Consider the following 18,515-nt stretch of genomic DNA (forward strand, 5'->3'; position numbering starts at 1 on the left):
TATTCGCTAACAGATGTGCGCCCCCTGCGTCTCCACATAGACCGCATAGAGCGATTGGCTCGCGGTCATGAACAGGCGATTGCGCTTCTTGCCGCCGAAGCAGACATTGGCGCAGATCTCCGGCAGCTTGATCTGGCCGATGCGGACGCCGTCCGGCGCGAAGATGTGGACGCCGTCATAGCCTTCGCCGACCCAGCCGGCGCCGACCCAGATGTTGCCGTCGATGTCGACCCGCAGCCCGTCCGCGAAGCCCGACTTGCCGTCGAGCGTCATGTCGATGAACGCCTTCGGGTTCGCCAGCTTGTCGCCATTGATGTCGTACTGCCAGATCACGTTCTTGGCGTTCGGATAGTGCGTGATGCCGGTGTCGCAGACGTAGAGCTTCTTGTAGTCGTGGCTGAAGGCGATGCCGTTCGGCTTGAACGGCTCGTCCGCGACCTTGGTGATCGCGCCGGACTGCGCATCGACGCGGTAGACGGCTTCCTTCTGGAACGGCTGGTTGGAGCCGTTGCGGGCGTTCTGCCCTTCGTACAGGTTGATCGAGCCGTAGCCGGGATCGGTGAACCAGATCGACTTGTCGCTGGGATTGACGACCATGTCGTTCGGGCCATTGAGGGGCTTGTCGTTCGCCTTCTCCGCGAGGACGGTGACCGAGCCGTTGTGCTCGAACCGGACGAGGCGGGTCCGCTCGGCCGTGATCTGCCGCCCTTCGTAATCGAAGGTATTGCCGTTCGATTCGTTCGATGGCTTGCGGAACTGCTGGGAGATGTGGCCGTCGTCGTCGAGATAGCGCAGCTGGCGGTTGTTCGGGATGTCGCTCCAGACCAGGTACTGCGCCTGCGCGTTCCAGGCCGGACCTTCCGCCCATAGGCAGCCGGTGAACAGGCGCTTGATCGTGGTGTTGCCCACCTTGGCCTTGAAACGCTTCTCGTCGATCACGACGATGTCGGGATCGGGATAGCGTTGCGGCTGCGCGCCCGGTCCGAAATCGCGGGCACGGGCCGGCGAGACTGCCGCAGCCGCCGCGGCAAAGCCGGCGACGCCCTTGAGGAGCGTGCGCCGGTCGAAGCCGTCAGCTCCGGCCGGCGAATCCTGCGTGATGTCGTGTCGTGAATTCGTCATCTGTGTCCTCCCGACGTTTTGTTGGGAGGCGACCATACGACGAAATCATGGCAACGCGCGGGTCGTTTGGACAAAAAACAACTTGAGATGGTGTGCGCTGCAAGCAGATTTTGGGCGCTGCAAATCTCAGATCGGGTCCCAGCCGAACACGTCGGCGGAACGATCGAGCTTGTAGAACGACGGCTTCAGTGCCGGCATGCCATGCTCCGCAATGGTCTGCGGCGTCCAGCCTTCGCCGCGGTGCACCGAGCGCAATGGGCGCGACTGGCTCATCAGAAAGATCTCGTTCATGCGAACGGCGAAGATCTGGCCGGTGACGTCTTTCGAGGCATCGCTGAGCAGATAGGCGACGACGGGCGCGATCTTCTCGGGCCCCATCCGCTTCATGCGTTCGACGCGTTCCTTCTCGGCCTCGGTCTCCGCCGGGATGGTGCCGATCATTCGGCTCCAGGCAAACGGCGAGACGCAATTGGAACGCACGTTGAAGCGGCCCATGTCGAGCGCGATCGACTTCGACAGGCCGACGATGCCGAGCTTCGCCGCGGCGTAATTGGCCTGGCCATAATTGCCGATCAGGCCCGAGGTCGAGGTGAAATGGACGAAGGAGCCGCTCTCCTGCTCGCGGAACAGCCGCGCGGCGGAGTGAGCGACATAGAACGACCCCATCAGGTGGACCTTGATGACGGCTTCGAACGCCTCGATGCTCATCTTGTGGAAGATCATGTCGCGCAGGATGCCGGCATTGTTGACCACGCCGTCGAGCTTGCCGAAGTGGTCGGTCGCGGCCTTCACGATCTTGCTGGCCGGGATCGCTTCGGACACGCTCTCGAAATTCGCCACCGCCGTGCCGCCGCGCTTCTTGATTTCCTCGACCACTTCCTCCGCCGGCGCTGCGCTGGTGCCCGAGCCGTCGGACGCCACGCCGGGATCGTTGACCACGACCTTGGCGCCTTCGGCGGCGCACAGCAGCGCGATCTCGCGGCCGATGCCGCGGCCGGCGCCGGTGACGATGATGACTTTGTCCTGGAGCGATTTGGTCATGAGAGGTTCTCCTTAGCGTGATGTGCTGTTCATCCTGCCCCGTTTGCGTCAGGGCTATTGCATTTGACGAGACGGCTCAGATCAGCCGGGCTGCCTGCCAATATGTTGCTCCGTCATGCCCGGGCTTGTCCCGGGCATCCACGTCGTTCCGAGGGCGCCGGACGATGTGGATGGCCGGGACAAGCCCGGCCATGACGACAAAACGAAAGAGAGCGACCGGAACGGCGAGCGTCGTTACCTCTCGTTCGTAAAGATGATCGTCCCCGATGCGGCGAACATGCCGCCGACGCCGTGGCACACCGAGATCTTGGCTCCTGGTACCTGCGCCGGGGCGATGCCACGCATCTGGCGCACGCTCTCCTGCAACGCATACATGCCGTACATGCCCGAATGCATGTAGGACAGGCCGCCGCCATTGGTGTTGAGCGGCAGCTTGCCGCCGGGCCGTGTGTGTCCGGCGGCGATGAACGGTCCGGTCTCCTCATGCGGCATGAAGCCGAGATCACCGAGACCGAACAGCGGCAGATGCGCGAACGCGTCGTAGATCATGAGATGGTCGACGTCGGCATGGCCGATGCCGGCCTCCTTGAAGGCGAGGGGGCCCGCGACCTTGAAGGCGCGCGATGAATTGAACGTCTCCATCTGGCTGACCATCGGCGTCTCCACGCTTTCGCCGGTGCCGAGAACATAGACTGGCCTCTGCGGAAAATCCTTGGCGCGATCGGCCGAGGTCAGGATCAGCGCGCCGCCGCCGTCGGTGACGAGGCAGCATTGCAGCAGCCGGAACGGATAGGCGATCATGCGCGAGTTCAGCACGTCCTCGACGGTGATCGGGTCCTTCATCATCGCGCGCGGGTTCTTTGCCGCCCATTCGCGCTGTACGACCGCAACCATCGCCAGCTGCTCATGGGTGATGCCGTACGTCTTCATGTAGCGCAGCACGGGGATCGGGAACATGCTGGGCGGCCCGTAGACGCCGAACGGCGCCTCGAACTGGCCCTGCAGGCTGTCCGGCGGGATCGAGCGCGGCAGCTTGCCGATCATCGATTTGCCGCTCTCGGCGTGGGTGATCAGCACGGTCTTGCATAGCCCGGCTTCGATCGCAGCCGCGGCGTGGCGGACATGCAGCATGAAGGAGCAGCCGCCGACCGAGGTGCCATCGACCCAGGTCGGTGTGATGCCGAGATAATGGCAGATCTGCTGCGGCGTCTCGACCGCGGTGGCGAAGCCGTCGATGTCCGACAGCTTGAGCCCGGCATCGGCGATGGCATTCAGTGCCGCGTCCGCATGCAGCTGGATCTGCGACATCGTCGGGATGATTCCGAGCTCGGTGGTCTCGGCCGCGCCGACCACGGCCACCTGGTTTCGACGCATGGCGCTATCCTTTCGCCGGCCGGAACAGGGGCAGGGTGATCTGCTCGTCCATTTTCTCGAATGTGACTTCGAGGGCCATGTCGAGCTCCAATGCCTCCGGTGTCTGCGGGCAGCCCGTGATGTTGCTCATCATGCGCGGGCCCTCTTCGAGCGCCACGACGGCAATGGCGTAGGGCGGCGTGAAGCCGGGCGCCGGGGGACGATGGTTGATGACGTAGCTGTAGAGCGTGCCTTTGCCCGTGGCCTTGAAGACGCTGACCTTGCGGCTGGCGCAGGCCGGACAGAATGGGCGCGGCGGGAAGTAGACGTGGGCACAGGCGTCGCAGCGCTGCAGCCGCAATTCGCCGGCCCGGGTGCCGTCCCAGAAATGCTGCGTCTCGGGTGTCGGTTTGGGGCGTGCACGCATCGGCTCGGCCATCCCGGTTGATCCTCCCTGCGGCGGGCTCCGTCGCCCGCTCCTTTGCATCCGTGATGCGCCATTTGACGCAGACGCGTCAACGGTCCATCACGCCACGCATGCGGCCCTCCGGGAGGCGCAGAGGTGTTTGGACGGCAATTGCCGCCTGATGAAAATTGGTCTTTGATGCTGGGAGTATGATCGGAGCCGAGATGAAGCTGCGTGACATCGCCCATTCCAGAACCGGCGACAAGGGTGACACCTCGAACATCTCGGTCATCGCCTACGACCCCAAGGATTACCCGCTGCTGCTCGCACAAGTCACGGCCGAGCGTGTGAAGGCGCACTTCGCCGGCATTGTCCAGGGCGAGGTGGTCCGCTATGAGCTGCCCAACATTGCGGCGCTGAATTTCGTGATGAGCCGGGCGCTCGGCGGCGGGGTCACCCGGTCGCTCGCGCTGGATGCGCACGGCAAGTCGCTGAGTTCCGCGCTGCTCGATCTGGACATCGCGGCCGATGCCGCAGACACGCGATAGGATGCCATGACCGTTTCAATTCCGACGCTGGCCGCGCTGGCCGACGATCTCGCCGCCGGCCGCACCTCGTCCCGTAAGCTCGTGGAGGAATGTCTAGCCCGGATCGCCGATCCCGCCGGTGAGGGCCAGCGCGCCTTCATCCATGTCGACAAGGAGGCCGCGCTGGCGGCGGCCGACGGCATGGACGCGCTGCGCAAGGCCAATGCGGCGCCGTCGCCCTACGCCGGCATTCCGGTCTCGGTCAAGGACCTGTTCGACATCAAGGGCCAGGTCACCCGCGCCGGCTCGCGGGCGCTGGAGGATTCCGCGCCGGCCGAGGCCGATGCGCCGGCGGTGGCGCGGCTGCGCCGGGCCGGCTTCGTCGTGATCGGCCGCACCAACATGACCGAGTTCGCTTATTCCGGCATCGGCATCAACCCGCATTACGGCACGCCGAAGAGCGCCTGGAAGCGCGAGGTTGGCCATGTGCCCGGCGGCTCGTCGTCGGGCGCGGCGGTGTCCGTCGTCGACCGCATGGCCTATGGCGCGCTCGGCACCGACACCGGCGGCTCCTGCCGCATCCCCGCGGCCTTCAACGGCATCACGGGCTACAAGCCGACGCAGGCCCGCGTGCCGCTCGACGGCGGCGTGCCGCTGTCGACCACGCTCGACAGCTTCGGGCCGCTCGCCAACACGGTCGCCTGCTGTGCCGTCCTCGATTCCGTGCTGGCCGACGAGCCGGTCCGCCCGCTCGCGTCGCGCCCGGTGAAGGGTTTGCGGCTTGCGGTGCCCACCACGGTCGTGCTCGACGAGCTCGATGCCGAGGTCGCCGAGACCTTTGAGCGGGCGCTGCAGACGCTGGCGAAGCAGGGGGCGCTCATCGAGCGTATCGAATTCCCCGAGTTCCTCGACGTCGGCCTGATCGGCATGAAGGGCGGCTTCGCCGCCGCCGAGAGCTATGCCTGGCACCGCTTCCTGCTCACAGCCAAGGGCGACGTCTACGATCCGCGCGTGTCCGTCCGCATCATGCGCGGCGAGGCGATCACGGTGCCCGACTACATCGAGATGCTCAACGCCCGCCGCTCGCTGGTGAAGCGCGCCGCTGCACGCATCGCGCCCTACGATGCGCTGGCGATGCCGACTACGGCCAACGCGCCGCCTGTCATCGCCGATCTCGCCGACGACCAGGCCTTCGCCCGCGAGAACATCCGCGCTTTGCGCAATTGCACCTTCATCAACATGATCGACGGCTGCGCCATCTCGCTGCCGGCGCACCGCCACGGCGAGGTCCCGGTCGGCCTGATGCTGGCGCAGTCCGGCGGCCACGACCGCAAGCTGCTGGAGATCGCGGCGGGCATCGAGGGCGTGGTGCGGGGCTGAGTAGGGAAAGAGCCCGGCGTTCCGACGCCGGATGGGAACCTGTCGTCGTTACGGTATCATCGACATGGATGCTACCGGAAATCGGGTGGTGCCCCGCTGGCCACTCCGTAACACTGTCGTCATTCCGGGATGCGCGCCCTTGCGCGCAGGCGCGGAATACATAACCACGACCGTGCGTATGGATTCCGGGCTCGTCGCTTTGCGCCGCTCCGGAATGACAGCTGGAATGTCCGAATGACCAGGCTCAAACAGGCTACGCTCGACATCGATACTCCCGCCGCGATCGGGATCGACCAGCTCGATTGGGCGATGGTTGAACGCGATCTCGATTCCAGCGGCTGCGCCGTGTTGACGCAGCTGCTGTCGCCCGACACGTGCCGCGCGCTGGCCGCGTTCTATCCGGACGACCGGCACTTCCGCAGCCGCGTCGTCATGGCGCGGCATGGTTTCGGCCGCGGCGAGTACAAATATTTCAGTTATCCGCTGCCCGATCCGATCGCGCAGTTGCGGCCGCGGCTCTATTCGCATCTGGTCGCGATCGCCAACCGCTGGAATGCGACGATGGGGATCGACATCCAATATCCCGCCGAGCACGACGACTTCCTGGCGCGCTGTCATCAGGCCGGCCAGATCAGGCCGACGCCGCTCTTGCTGCAATATGTCGAGGGCGACTACAATTGTCTTCACCAGGATCTCTATGGCGAGCACGTGTTTCCGTTGCAGATCGCGATCCTGCTGTCAGAGCCGGGGCGCGATTTCGAGGGAGGCGAGTTCGTGCTGACCGAGCAGCGGCCGCGCATGCAGTCGCGCGCCGAGGTGGTGCCGCTCCGGCAGGGCGACGCCGTGGTGTTCGCGGTCCACAATCGCCCGGTCCAGGGCACGCGCGGCAGCTACCGCGTCAACATGCGTCATGGCGTGAGCCGGCTGCGTTCCGGCCGGCGGCATACGCTCGGTGTGATCTTTCACGATGCGAAGTAGCATATGACGGATCTGTTCGATGGATTTGAGATCGCCGGACCGGCGCGCGAGCCGCTCGCGCCAGGCGCGGTGCTGCTGCGTGGTTTTGCGCAGCCACATGCGACGGAGCTTCTGGCCGCGATCGAGGCGATCACCGCGCAGGCGCCGTTCCGCCGGATGATCACGCCCGGCGGGCACCAGATGTCGGTGGCCATGACGAATTGCGGCTCGGTCGGCTGGGTGACGGACCGCAGCGGCTATCGCTACGATCCCGTTGATCCAGACAGCGGACAGAGGTGGCCGGCGATGCCGCCGCTGTTGCGACAGCTCGCCGAGCAGGCGGCGAGCGAAGCAGGCTTTGCGGCCTTCGCGCCCGATGCCTGCCTGATCAATCGCTACGAGCCCGGCGCCAAGATGTCGCTGCATCAGGATCGCGACGAGCGCGACGTCGGCGCGCCGATCGTCTCCGTGTCATTGGGCCTTCCCGCGACGTTCCTGTTCGGCGGCCTCAAGCGCTCCGACAAGACGCAACGCTATCGGCTGGCCCATGGCGACGTCGTCGTCTGGGGCGGCCCGGCGCGGCTCGCCTTTCACGGCGTCGCGCCGCTCGCCGATGGCGAGCATGCCCGGCTCGGCCGCCGGCGCATCAACCTGACGTTCCGCCGCGCCCGATAGTCCTGGCCGCCCTGTGACGTTCCTCATTTTGCAACGGGCATCCCTGGCTCTATGCTGCGCCCGGGAGAAGGGCCATGAGCACTGTCGAACTTGCGGACGAGCGGGCACCTGCGGCGACGCGAATAGGACTTCACCTTGCGCTGCTACAGCTGGTGTTCACGCTGCTGTGGACGACCTACGTGATCTATCTGCCGAAGCTCGCCGCCCAGGCCGGCATCGCGCCCTCCGCCGTCGTTCTGATCCTGATGCTGGACCAGGCGATCTTCACAGTGTCCGATACTGCGATGGGACTTGCGGCCGATCGCATCGGGCGCGCCGCCGCGCGGTTCGGTCTCTTCATCGGCCTGCTGACTGCGGTATCCTGCGCCGCCTTTGTCGCGCTGCCTTTCGTGGCGGCGTCCACAGGTCCAGCGGTCTTCATCGGACTGATCGCGATCTGGGCGCTGACCTCGTCGGTCTTGCGCGCGCCGCCCTTGACGCTGCTCGGGCGTCATGCGGCCCGGCCGGCCATTCCGTTCCTGGCAGCGCTGGTCATGCTCGGCTATGGCGTGGCCGGCGCCGTGTCGCCCTACCTCGGCGTGATCCTGCGCGACTACGATCCGCGCCTGCCGTTCGTCATCTCATCGGCCGTGCTGCTGCTGACGGCGCTCGGTCTCTCGCGCATTCCGCAGGATAGCGGTCGGGCAGCGCAAGCAGCTGCCAAGCCCGAGCCCAGGCCGCTGCGGGGACTCCCGCTGCTGTTCATCGGCGCCATGGTGATCCTCGCGCTCGGCTACCAGCTGCATTTCAGCATCAACAGCTCGGCGTTCTATCTCCGCTTCGCCAGGCCGGAGGACCTTTCCTGGCTGATGCCGGTGTTCTGGATCGGCTTCAACCTCGTGCTGTTCCCGGCCAGCGTGGTCGTCAAGCATCGCGGCGGGCTCATCGTGATGGGATTCGCCGGTCTGCTCGGTGCGCTCGCGATCGTGATCGCCGAGCTCGCGGGCGCATTGACCGTGCTGATCGTGGCGCAGTTCATCGCCGGGGCGGCCTGGGGCTGCATGATGATGAGCGCCATTTCCGCGGCGCTCGCGATCGGGACGACCGGCGCCGAGGGCAAGGTGACCGGGCTCGTGTTCTCGGCGCTGGCGCTGGCAACCTTCGCGCGGATCGCTGCCGTCGCCGGCGGCCTGCAGAAGTTGCCAGACTATGCGCCGCTGGTGCAGTGGGCGCCGGTCGCGTGCTGGCTCGTGGCCGGCGCGGGCCTGCTGGCGATGGCCGCGGCCGGATTGCAGGGACGCCGCGCGTCCCCGCCGTGAGGTCGATCAGATCCCTGGAGGCTTCGACGGATGGATGAAGGCCCAGGGCGAGACCTCGGAGTCGCGCGGCACCTCGATGTCGATCAGATATGGCCCGCCATGCGCCAGCGCCGTCTCGAGCGCGGATTTGAACTGATCGGGTGACGTGACCTTGCTGGCGGCGACGCCGAAGGATTCGGCGAGCGTGACGAAATCCGGATTGACGAGATCGGAGGCGACGACGCGGCCGTCGAAGCGCTCACGCTGGTCGCGCCGGACATTGCCATAGGAATTGTTGTTGAACACCAGGGTGACGACGCCGATGTTGTATTGCACGGCAGTCGCCAGCTCCTGCACGGCGAACATGAAACCGCCATCGCCGGTGATCGCGATCACAGGTCTGTCGGGATGCGCCACCTTGGCACCGAGCGCGGTGGGAAAACCCGCGCCGAGCGTGCCCTGATAGCCCGAGGTGATGAAGGTGCGCGGCTCGTAGACGGGAAAGCCGTACCAGGAGGCGAAGCCGACCTGCGACAGTTCGTCGGTGACGATGGCGTCGCGCGGCAGCACCTCGCGGAGCACGTTCAGATAGGCCATCTGCGGCTGTACCTTCTGGATCTCCTGCAAGGTCGCTGCGGTGACCTCCCGGATCGCGGCGCGGCGTCCCGAGCTCTTGCGGTACCCCGCCTTGCTCACAGCAGCGACGAGCGCGGCCGTGCCCGCCTTGGCATCGGCGACGATGCCGGCGTCGACGATCAGGCGCCGCATCTCCACCGGGTCGATGTCGATGCGGATCGACTTCAATCCATCCGGCTTGAACGGCCAGCGGAACGTGGTCGGCAGCTCCATGCGGGTGCCGATGCCGATCATCAGATCGGTCGCCGGCCAGAGCTTGTAGGCAGCAGCCATCGTCAGTCCGAGCTCGTGTGCATTGGAGACGATGCCGCGCCCGGACCGGAAGGCGACGACCGGCGCGTCGATCATCTCGGCGAGCTCGAGGATGTCCTCGCGCGCCTCGATTGCGCCTGAGCCGACGAAGATCATCGGCGCCTTCGCGGACGTGATCAGCCCGGCCGCCTTGGCGATGCGGTCGGGATCGGGCTGCGGCGGCGCGAACTGTGCCAGCGGCATCGCCGCGGCGGTGGCCGCCTTCTGCGTGAACACGTCCCACGGCATCTCGAGCGCAGCGGGGCCGCGCCGCCCCGACATCATCTCCTGGAACGCGCGCGCGACCTGCGTCGGCGCGCTGTCGGGGTATTCGATGCGCTCGGCCCATTTGACGAAGGTGCGCAGGGTCGCGAGCTGGTCCGGCATCTCGTGCAGATGGCCGCGGCCGCGGCCGAGATAGTCGGTCGGCACCTGGCCCGTGAGACAAAGCACCGGTTCGTTGCAGCCGAAGGCGGTGAGCAGTGCCGCGCCGGCGTTGAGCACGCCGGGACCCGGCACGACGCTGAACACGCCGGGCCTGCCGCTGGCGCGGGCATAGCCGAACGCCATGTAGCCGCAGGCCTGTTCGTGGCGGGCGCCGACGACCTTGAGCTGCGCCTGGTGGAAGGCATCGAACAGGCCATAGACCTGCGCTCCAGGCAGGCCGAACACGGTGTCGACGCCGTGGGCGACGAGCCCGCTGACGATGGCTTCGCCGCCGGTCATGGTGGTCATGCTGACATTCCGTTGCTGACTTTACAGAGCTTCGTCGACGACGCCATTGCGCAAGGTGCCGACGCCCTCGGCTTCGATCTCGATGACGTCGCCGGGCTTCAGATAACGCGGCGGATCGAACCGTGCACCGGCGCCGGTGGGCGTGCCCGTCACGATCACGTCACCGGGGACGAGCGTGGTGAAGGTCGAGATGTAGTTGATGAGGTAGCGGAAGCCGAAGATCAGCCGTGACGTGCGGTCGTCCTGGCGCAATTCGCCATTGACGCGCGTCGTCAGCCGGATATCGGCAATCTGGCTCTCATTCGTGTAGGGCACGATCCAAGGCCCGAGGCTGCCGGTCGAATCGAAGTTCTTGCCTTGGGTGACGTTGAACTTGGCATGCCGCACCCAGTCGCGGATGGTGCCCTCGTTGCAAAGCGTGAGTGCGGCGATGTGATCCAGCGCCTGGGCCTCCGGGATGTGACGGCCGGCCTTGCCGATGATCAGCACGAGCTCGCCTTCATAGTCGAGCTGCGGCGAGGCGCGGGGACGCACCAGGGGCGTTTCATGACCGACGAAGGAGCGCGGCGTCCGCATGAACATCGACGGATATTTCGGCGCGTCCTGGCCATCCTTGTATTCGGCATTGCGGTCAGGATAATTGACGCCGATGCAGATGATCTTCTCGGGCGAAGCGATCGGCGGCAGCCAGGTGATGGCATCGAGGCCGTGATCGGGCGACAGCCCGGCTGCGGCATCGATCAACCGGGGCAGGGCGCCCGCGGCGATCACCTCACGCAAGGTCGGATAATCCCTGGCGAACCGCGCGGAGAGATCGACGAGGCCGGTGTCGGTCACGAGCCCGTAGCGGACCGAACCATCGACGGCATAGGTGGCGAGGCGAGCGGAGGTCATGGGCAGTTCTCCTTAGACGCCGAGCCGCTGGATCTTGTGGGTGCCGCGCGCGAGCGAAACGTGCTTGGTCTCCATGTAGAAGTCGAACGAATAGTCGCCGCCGTCGCGGCCGATGCCCGATGCCTTCATGCCGCCGAACGGGGTTGGCAGGTGGCGGACATTCTCCGAGTTCAGCCAGATCATGCCGGCTTCCAGCGCGTCGGCGACGCGCAGCGCGCGGCCCATGTCGCCGGTCCAGACATAGCCGGTGAGGCCGTATTGCACGTCATTGGCGACCGCGATCGCGTCAGCCTCGTCGCGGAACGGGATCACGGTGAGGAACGGCCCGAACACCTCTTCTTGCGCCACGCGCATGGTCTGGCGCGCGCCGGTCACCAGTGTCGGCTCGACGTAATGCCCGCCGCCCGGGCCGTCGAACCGCTTGCCGCCGACGGCGATGATCGCACCGTCCTCGCGTGCAACGTCGACATAGGAGCAGACCTTGGCGAGATGCCGTTCGTGGATCAGCGGCCCGATCTCGGTGGCGGGATCGAGCGGATGACCCACTTTCAGCGCACGCACGCGCGCCGCAAGCTTGGCCGTAAAGGTCTCGGCGATACTCTGCTGCACCAGCAGGCGGCTGGATGAGGTGCAGCGCTCACCGTTGAGCGAGTAGATCATGAACACGACGGCATCGAGCGCGCGGTCGAGATCGGCATCGTCGAACACGATCACCGGGTTCTTGCCGCCGAGTTCGAAATGCACCCGCTTCAGGGTCGGTGCGCCCTGCGCCATGATCGCAGATCCCGTCGAGCTCTCGCCGACGAAGCCGATTGCCTTGATCGCGGGATGCTCGGTCAGCGCCTTGCCGGCCTCCTCCCCGAAGCCATGAACGGTGTTGAGGACGCCGTCGGGAATGCCGGCGTCCTTGGCGAGCTTGGCCAGCCACTGCGCCGTGATCGGCGACCATTCCGCCGGCTTGTGTACGACCGTGCAGCCGGCCGCGAGCGCCGGGGCGATCTTCCAGGTCGACAGCATGAACGGCGTGTTCCATGGCGTGATCACGCCGACCGGGCCGATCGGCACCCGCGTCGAGATGTTCCAATGCTCGTCGCTCGGCGTACTCAGGCCGTCACGCGCCTCGGTGCATTTGTCGGCGAAGAAGCGGAAGTTTTCCGCCGCGCGGACCGCGGCCTTGGCCATGAAGCGATAGGCCTGCCCGGTGTCGATGCATTCGAGCACGGCGATGTCGTCGGCATGATCCTCGATCGCGTCGGCCACGCGATGCAGTAGCTTGCGCCGCATCGCCGGCGCCATGTCGCGCCAGGATCTGAAGGCGAGTGCGGCCGATGTCGCCGCGCGGTCGATGTCCTCTGCATTGCCGCGAGCGACCTTGGCCAGAACAGTGCCGTCGATCGGGGACTTCGTCTCGAACGTCGTGCCCGAGATCGCCGGCACCACCTTGCCGTCGATGAAGTGGCCGATGCCCTCGTCCTTCAGCTTCGCGAGCAGGGGAGCGGCACGGTCGAGATTGGCCTTGTAGATGTCGGTCTTGGGGCTGGCCTTATCCATGGGATGCCTCCGCTTTCAGGGCGTCGTGGATGTTGTTGCGCTTCCAGCTGGTCGCGGCGTCGTTGATCTGCATGTCGAAGGACAATGCGAACTTGGTGCTTGCGAAGACCGGATCGAGATACGCCGAGAGTGCCTTGAAGACGTGCTCGCCGGCCTTCTGCCGTGCCGCGAGGTCGCGGCCTTCGCCGAGCCGCAGCAGCATGGCGAGGAAGGCGGAGTCGGGCTTGCCGTCGGCGATCGCGTAGTGCTCGCAGCGGATCGCGCGCACGCGGATGCCGCCGATCGGAAAGATCCCGGTCTCGCTGGCGGCCTTGCGGACCACTTCGCAGACGTTGGCCATCACGACAAAGGCGTCGAGATTGGCGGAGTATTCGATGCTGAAATGCGGCATGATGCGGTCGCTCCGGGGCAGGCTTCAGGCGAAGTAACAGCTCACCGTCCCATACGGGCCGTAGTCGGCCTGGATCGTGTCGCCCTTGCGCGCCTCGATCGGCCGGATGAACGAGCCGGCAAGGACCACCTGTCCCGGCTCCAGCGCGAATCCATTTGCCGCGATCTTGTTGGCGAGCCACGCAACGGCCGTTGCCGGGTTGTTCAGCACGCCGGCGGCCAAGCCGGTCTCTTCCAGTTGACCGTTCTTATAACAGAGTGCGCCGATCCAGCGCAGGTCGGCATCGAGCGGCCGCAGCGGCCGGCCGCCGAGCACGATGCCGGCATTTGCGGCGTTGTCGGCGATCGTATCGAAGATCTTGCGGGTCGCCTTGGTCGCGGGATCCACCCGCTCGATCCGCGTATCCAGGATCTCGAGTGCCGGCACCACGAAATCCGTCGCGTTGAGTACGTCGAACAAGGTGCAGTCCGGTCCAGACAGACGGTGCTTCATGACGAAGGCAAGCTCCGCCTCGATACGCGTCGCGATGAAGCGGTCGGACGGCACCAGCCCGCCATCGGCAAAGAACATGTCGTCGAGCAGCACGCCCGAATCCGGTTCATCGATGTTCAGCGCGCTCTGCATCGCCTTCGATGTCAACCCGATCTTGTGACCCTTGATGACGCGGCCCGCGGCCACCTTGATGCTGATCCAGGCCTCCTGGATCGCATAGGCATCTGCGATGGTGATATCGGGAAACTCCTGCGACAACTGCCTGATCTGGCGGCGGCTCTTTTCGGCCTGATCCAGGCGTAAGGCGCAGCTATGAATCTGGTCGCTCGCAAGAGGCATGGTCTATCGCTCAGAAAAGAGATGGCGACAGATGATTAACATGTTAAGTTTCAGTCGGCAAACCGAAAGGACGTTTGCTGCAGTGCAAATGTTCAGGATAGCCCACGGGAGATTGAGGAGATTGATGTGAGCGAGACCAGGGCCAAGGTCGCCAGGCAGGCGGCGAAGGAAGCGCGCAAGGTGCCGATGCGCGACTTCTCGCAGTCGCTGCCGATGGCCTTGTTGCGGGCGCGTGAGGCCGTGATGCGGCAGTTTCGCCCCAATCTGCGACAGCACGGCCTGACCGAGCAGCAATGGCGTATCTTGCGCGCGCTGGCGGCGGTCGATGTGATCGAGGTGACGGAGCTGGCGAGGGTCGCGTTCCTGCTCGGGCCCAGCCTGTCCCGCATCCTGCGCGATCTCGAGGCGCGCGGCCTGATTCAGCGCGAAGTCGATAGCCGCGACATGCGCAGGGGCGTGTTGTCGATCTCGGCCAAGGGCATGAAGCTGATCGCACAGGTCGCGCCGAGCTCAGAGGCGATCTATGCATCGATTGCCAGCCGGTATGGCGCCCGCAAGCTTGCCGCATTGCACAAGATGCTGGGCGAGCTGGAGCAGAGCATCGGCGGCGATCTCGACGCCTCCGACGACGGCGATGGCTGATCTGCCGCGGACCAAGCGCAATGACGCGGTCTCATGCTTGGCAGGCCGTTCGGCGTTTTGATAAGAAGCGATGCAGTCCAGCGGAGAGGGCGTGCGTCGCAGGCATGGCAAACCATGCTAACTCTGTTTTCGCATGCTGATCGAACCCGCGAGTTGTCATGGTCACTATCAAGGTTGCGCATCTCATCGATTTCGTTGCCGACGTCTTTGAACACGCCAATTCCTCACCGGAGGAGGCCCGCCGGATCGCGACCTATCTGACGACGGCCAACCTGACAGGGCATGACAGCCACGGTGTGATCCGCGTGCCCGTCTATATCCGTTGGCAGAAGATGGGTTCGATCGTGCCCAACCAGACCGCAGAGGTCGTGGTCGACACCCCGTCGCTGGTGGTCGTCGACGGCAAGTTCGGCTACGGTCAGACCGTGACACCACAGGCCGTGAGGATCGGCATCGAGCGTTGCAAGAAGGGCGGCTTGGCTGCGTTGGCGCTGCGCAATTCCGGCCATCTCGGCCGGGTCGGCGACTGGGCGGAAATGGCCGCCGCCGAGGGGCTCGTCTCCATTCATTTCGTCACGGCCGCAGGTTCACTGCTGGTGGCGCCCTATGGCGGAGTCGAGAAGCGGTTCTCCACCGCGCCATATTGTGTCGGCATTCCGCGCCAGGGAAAGGATCCCATCGTGCTCGATTTCGCGACCTCGATCGTGGCCGAGGGAAAGGTCTTGGTGGCGAGCCGTGGCGGCAAGAAGCTGCCCAAGGGCGCCTTGATCGATGCCGACGGGACGCTCAGCGAGGATCCGGCGGTGCTCTATGGACCCTATGAGGCCGAGGGGACGCGCGACCACACCAAGGGGACGGGAGCGATCCGCGCCTTCGGCGAGCACAAGGGCTCTGGTCTCGCCTTCATCTGCGAGCTGCTCGGCGGCGCCTTGACCGGCACCGGGGCGACGTCGGCAAATCGGCGCTTTGCCAACGGCATGCTCGCGATCTACATCGACCCGAAGGTGGTCGATCCGGCGAGCTTCTTTGATGGTGAGATCACCCGCTACACGGATTTCATCCGGGCGACCAAGCCGGTCTCCGGCGTTGATCAGGTGCTGGTGCCGGGCGATCCCGAGCGCAAGATGCGGGCCGAGCGTACGGCCAATGGCGTACCCTTGCCCGATGACACCTGGGCGGCAATAGTGAACACGGCACGCGAAGTGGGTGTCAGCGAAGCGAGCATTCAGCGGGCGACATCGTGAAATCGGTGTGACTGCGGGTGGTGCGAAGCATCCATGCTCGAATTGAGCGGGATTGCATTGCGTTGCGCCATCGGCGAGAACGAATTCTAACGAGACGGATCGGTTGAACAACAAGGGAAGGAAACGCAGTCGTGGCGAACAATAAGGTCAAGCAGCTCTGGGCCGAAGGCAAGACGGTGGTGAATGCCTGGCTCGCGATCCCCTCGGGCTTCTCCGCGGAGGTCGTGGCTCAGTGCGGCTTCGACAGCGTCACCGTGGACATGCAGCACGGGGTGCAGGACTATCTGTCGATGGTGCAATGCTTCCAGGCCATGCATGGCCATCCGGTCACGCCGATGGTGCGCGTGCCGTGGAATGAGCCCGGCATCATCGGCAAGGTGCTCGATGGTGGTGCCTATGGTGTCATCTGCCCGATGGTCAACACAGCGCAGGAAGCGCGCAACCTCGTTTCCTATTCCAAATATCCGCCGAAGGGTGTGCGCTCCAACGGTCCGATCCGCTCGGGCATGTATGGTGGTGCGGGCGAGTATCAGAAGACGGCCAACGACGAGATCGTGCTGCTGCCGATGATGGAGACCAGGACCGCGGTCGAGAACATGGAAGCCATTCTCGATGTCGAAGGCATCGACGGCGTCTATATCGGGCCCTCCGATCTCGGCTTTTCCTATGGCCTGGTGCCGAAGCTCGATCGTGACGAGCCGGAAATCCTCAAGATCTATGAGAAGATCGTGAAGGAGTGTGGCAAGCGTGGGCTCAATCCCGGCATTCACTGCAGCGGCGCCGAGGGTGCGGTCCGCGCCATCAACATGGGCTTCAAGCTCGTGACCTTGTCGAACGAGGTCGGCCTGATGCAGGTCTATGCCCGCCAGCAGGTCGCGCAGACCCGCAAGGAATCCGGCGGCAAAGCGTAACGAGAAAGGCGAGTGGCGAGGAGGGCGTAGCGAACGGGGATCCGTCCATTCGCTATGCGCCGCTCGCCATTCGCATATGTGTTCGCGATCGTCGTATTGATACGAGAGAGACAGCCATGGCTCCCACCCCCGTCATCCGTCTTCATCCCGAGGACAGCGTCCTGATCGCGCGCGCCAGCCTGCCCCCGGGGCTGTCGATCGCCGATGGGGTCACCACGACCGACCGGATTCCGGCCGGTCACAAGGTCGCGGTGCGTCCGATCGCACAGGGCGAGCCCATCCGCCGCTACGGCCAGATCATCGGCTTCGCGACCGCGCCGATCGCGCCCGGGCAGCACGTTCATACGCAGAACTGCGGCATGGGCGATTTCGCCAAGGACTACGCCTATGGCGTTGACGTGAAGCCGACGCCGAATTTCGATCTTCCGGCGACGTTCGAGGGCATTCGCCGGCCCGATGGCCGGGTCGCGACCCGCAACTACATCGGCATTCTGACCTCGGTGAACTGCAGCGCGCATGTCGCGGGCCTCGTTGCCGACGTGTTCAAGCGCAATCCCTTCACCGGTGACGATCCGCTCGCCGACTTCTCGAACGTCGACGGCGTCGTGGCGCTGACGCACAAGACCGGCTGCGGCATGACGCTCGACGAGCCGTTGAAGCTGCTGCGGCGAACCCTCGGCGGCTACGCGCGGCACGCGAACTTCTCTGCGGTGATCGTGCTCGGCCTTGGTTGCGAGGCCAATCAGATCGGCGGATTGATGGAGGAGCAGAAGCTCGCCGGCCGCCTGCGCGCCATGGACATCCAGGAGGTCGGCGGCACCCGCAAGACCGTCGAGGCCGGCATCGCTTTCGTCAGGGAAGCGCTCGCCGACGCCAACAGGGTCAAGCGCGAGACGGTTCCGGCCAGCGAACTGACTGTCGCCCTTCAATGTGGTGGGTCCGACGGCTATTCCGGCATCTCGGCCAATCCGGCGCTCGGTGCGGCAAGCGATCTGCTGGTGCGACATGGCGGCACAGTGATCCTGTCGGAGACGCCTGAGACCTACGGCGCCGAGCATCTGCTGACGCGCCGCGCAGTCAGCCGCGACGTCGGCGAGAAACTCGTCTCCCTGATGCGCTGGTGGGAAGAGTATACCGCGCGTGAAGGGGCGGAGATGAACGCCAATCCCAGCCCGGGCAACAAGGCCGGCGGCCTGACGACGATTCTCGAGAAGTCGCTCGGCGCGATGGCCAAGGCCGGCAGCACCAATCTGGTCGATGTGCTGCATTATGCGGAAGCCGTCACCAAGAAGGGCTTCGTGTTCATGGACACGCCCGGTTACGACCCGGTTGCGGCGACGGGGCAGGTGGCCGGCGGCGCCAATCTCGTCTGCTTCACCACCGGCCGCGGCAGCGTATTCGGCTGCAAACCGGCGCCGTCCATCAAGCTCGCGACCAACACGCCGATGTACAAGCGGATGGAAGACGACATGGACGTGAATTGCGGCACCATCCTCGACGGCGAGGAGACGGTGCAGGAATGCGGCCAGCGCATCTTCGAATTGATGTTGAAGACCGCCTCGGGGCAGCCGACCAAGAGCGAGAGCTTCGATTTCGGCGGGGCCGAGTTCGCGCCCTGGGTGCTCGGCGCGACGATGTAGCTGGATCACTC

18 protein-coding genes are annotated in these 18,515 nt (G+C 65.3%); 9 read left to right on the plus strand and 9 right to left on the minus strand.

The genetic code is table 11. The features are described 5' to 3' along the window. Positions 1-6 precede the first annotated feature (6 nt). The 4 genes from QX041_RS02165 to QX041_RS02180 form a co-directional block, all read right to left on the minus strand. Positions 7-1,122, minus strand: coding sequence for an SMP-30/gluconolactonase/LRE family protein (locus QX041_RS02165; RefSeq protein ID WP_316164383.1), 1,116 nt, complete (start codon positions 1,120-1,122; stop codon positions 7-9). A 126-nt stretch (positions 1,123-1,248) separates the two neighbouring features. Beyond that, positions 1,249-2,163: an SDR family oxidoreductase gene (locus tag QX041_RS02170; protein ID WP_315813057.1), complete on the minus strand. Its 915-nt coding sequence runs from the start codon at positions 2,161-2,163 to the stop codon at positions 1,249-1,251. A gap of 234 nt (positions 2,164-2,397) precedes the next feature. Continuing rightward, positions 2,398-3,537 (minus strand): thiolase C-terminal domain-containing protein, encoded by a 1,140-nt coding sequence (locus QX041_RS02175; RefSeq protein WP_315749200.1) that lies wholly within the window; start codon positions 3,535-3,537, stop codon positions 2,398-2,400. Positions 3,538-3,541: 4 nt separating this feature from the next. Further along, positions 3,542-3,955 carry a Zn-ribbon domain-containing OB-fold protein gene (locus QX041_RS02180; RefSeq protein WP_315749201.1) on the minus strand — a complete coding sequence of 138 codons (414 nt, stop codon included), beginning with the start codon at positions 3,953-3,955 and terminating at the stop codon, positions 3,542-3,544. Positions 3,956-4,146: 191 nt separating this feature from the next. Between QX041_RS02180 and QX041_RS02185 the strand changes: the two genes are divergently transcribed. The 5 genes from QX041_RS02185 to QX041_RS02205 all read left to right on the plus strand — a co-directional run bounded on the left by QX041_RS02185 (position 4,147) and on the right by QX041_RS02205 (position 8,759). Further along, on the plus strand, positions 4,147-4,470 hold the full coding sequence (locus QX041_RS02185) for a hypothetical protein (RefSeq protein WP_315749203.1): 324 nt from the start codon (positions 4,147-4,149) through the stop codon (positions 4,468-4,470). A gap of 6 nt (positions 4,471-4,476) precedes the next feature. Further along, positions 4,477-5,829: an amidase gene (locus QX041_RS02190; protein WP_316164384.1), complete on the plus strand. Its 1,353-nt coding sequence runs from the start codon at positions 4,477-4,479 to the stop codon at positions 5,827-5,829. Between the two features lie 234 nt (positions 5,830-6,063). Further along, positions 6,064-6,807 (plus strand): 2OG-Fe(II) oxygenase, encoded by a 744-nt coding sequence (locus tag QX041_RS02195; protein ID WP_316164385.1) that lies wholly within the window; start codon positions 6,064-6,066, stop codon positions 6,805-6,807. Positions 6,808-6,810: 3 nt separating this feature from the next. Further along, positions 6,811-7,461: a DNA oxidative demethylase AlkB gene (gene alkB / locus QX041_RS02200; RefSeq protein ID WP_316164386.1), complete on the plus strand. Its 651-nt coding sequence runs from the start codon at positions 6,811-6,813 to the stop codon at positions 7,459-7,461. A 74-nt stretch (positions 7,462-7,535) separates the two neighbouring features. Further along, positions 7,536-8,759 carry an MFS transporter gene (locus QX041_RS02205; RefSeq protein ID WP_316164387.1) on the plus strand — a complete coding sequence of 408 codons (1,224 nt, stop codon included), beginning with the start codon at positions 7,536-7,538 and terminating at the stop codon, positions 8,757-8,759. Positions 8,760-8,765: 6 nt separating this feature from the next. Here QX041_RS02205 and QX041_RS02210 read toward each other — a convergent pair whose 3' ends face one another. The 5 genes from QX041_RS02210 to hpaH are packed head-to-tail and all read right to left on the minus strand — an operon-like array spanning position 8,766 to position 14,067. Continuing rightward, on the minus strand, positions 8,766-10,400 hold the full coding sequence (locus QX041_RS02210) for a thiamine pyrophosphate-dependent enzyme (RefSeq protein ID WP_316164388.1): 1,635 nt from the start codon (positions 10,398-10,400) through the stop codon (positions 8,766-8,768). A gap of 21 nt (positions 10,401-10,421) precedes the next feature. Continuing rightward, positions 10,422-11,294: a fumarylacetoacetate hydrolase family protein gene (locus QX041_RS02215; RefSeq protein ID WP_316164389.1), complete on the minus strand. Its 873-nt coding sequence runs from the start codon at positions 11,292-11,294 to the stop codon at positions 10,422-10,424. 12 nt (positions 11,295-11,306) lie between these two features. After that, positions 11,307-12,845, minus strand: coding sequence for a 5-carboxymethyl-2-hydroxymuconate semialdehyde dehydrogenase (gene hpaE, locus QX041_RS02220; protein WP_316164390.1), 1,539 nt, complete (start codon positions 12,843-12,845; stop codon positions 11,307-11,309). Continuing rightward, positions 12,838-13,236 carry a 5-carboxymethyl-2-hydroxymuconate Delta-isomerase gene (locus QX041_RS02225; RefSeq protein ID WP_315826358.1) on the minus strand — a complete coding sequence of 133 codons (399 nt, stop codon included), beginning with the start codon at positions 13,234-13,236 and terminating at the stop codon, positions 12,838-12,840. Before QX041_RS02225 ends, hpaE begins: the two co-directional genes overlap by 8 nt. Before the next feature lie 24 nt (positions 13,237-13,260). Further along, entirely contained in the window at positions 13,261-14,067 is an 807-nt protein-coding gene (gene hpaH / locus QX041_RS02230) for a 2-oxo-hept-4-ene-1,7-dioate hydratase (protein WP_316164391.1), read from the minus strand. 186 nt (positions 14,068-14,253) lie between these two features. Here hpaH and hpaR point away from each other — a divergent pair, with 186 nt between their 5' ends. The 4 genes from hpaR (at position 14,254) to QX041_RS02250 (ending at position 18,504) form a co-directional block, all read left to right on the plus strand. Further along, positions 14,254-14,709: a homoprotocatechuate degradation operon regulator HpaR gene (hpaR, locus tag QX041_RS02235; protein ID WP_409977900.1), complete on the plus strand. Its 456-nt coding sequence runs from the start codon at positions 14,254-14,256 to the stop codon at positions 14,707-14,709. 158 nt (positions 14,710-14,867) lie between these two features. Then, positions 14,868-15,953 (plus strand): malate/lactate/ureidoglycolate dehydrogenase, encoded by a 1,086-nt coding sequence (locus tag QX041_RS02240; RefSeq protein WP_316164392.1) that lies wholly within the window; start codon positions 14,868-14,870, stop codon positions 15,951-15,953. 131 nt (positions 15,954-16,084) lie between these two features. Then, a complete protein-coding gene (locus QX041_RS02245; RefSeq protein ID WP_315749218.1) occupies positions 16,085-16,864 on the plus strand; it encodes an HpcH/HpaI aldolase family protein in 780 nt (259 codons plus the stop codon). A gap of 116 nt (positions 16,865-16,980) precedes the next feature. Continuing rightward, positions 16,981-18,504: an altronate dehydratase family protein gene (locus tag QX041_RS02250; RefSeq protein WP_316164393.1), complete on the plus strand. Its 1,524-nt coding sequence runs from the start codon at positions 16,981-16,983 to the stop codon at positions 18,502-18,504. Positions 18,505-18,515 lie beyond the last annotated feature (11 nt).

It is taken from the genome of Bradyrhizobium sp. SZCCHNRI2009 (assembly GCF_032485115.1).
In the GTDB taxonomy this organism is placed as follows: Bacteria; Pseudomonadota; Alphaproteobacteria; order Rhizobiales; family Xanthobacteraceae; genus Bradyrhizobium.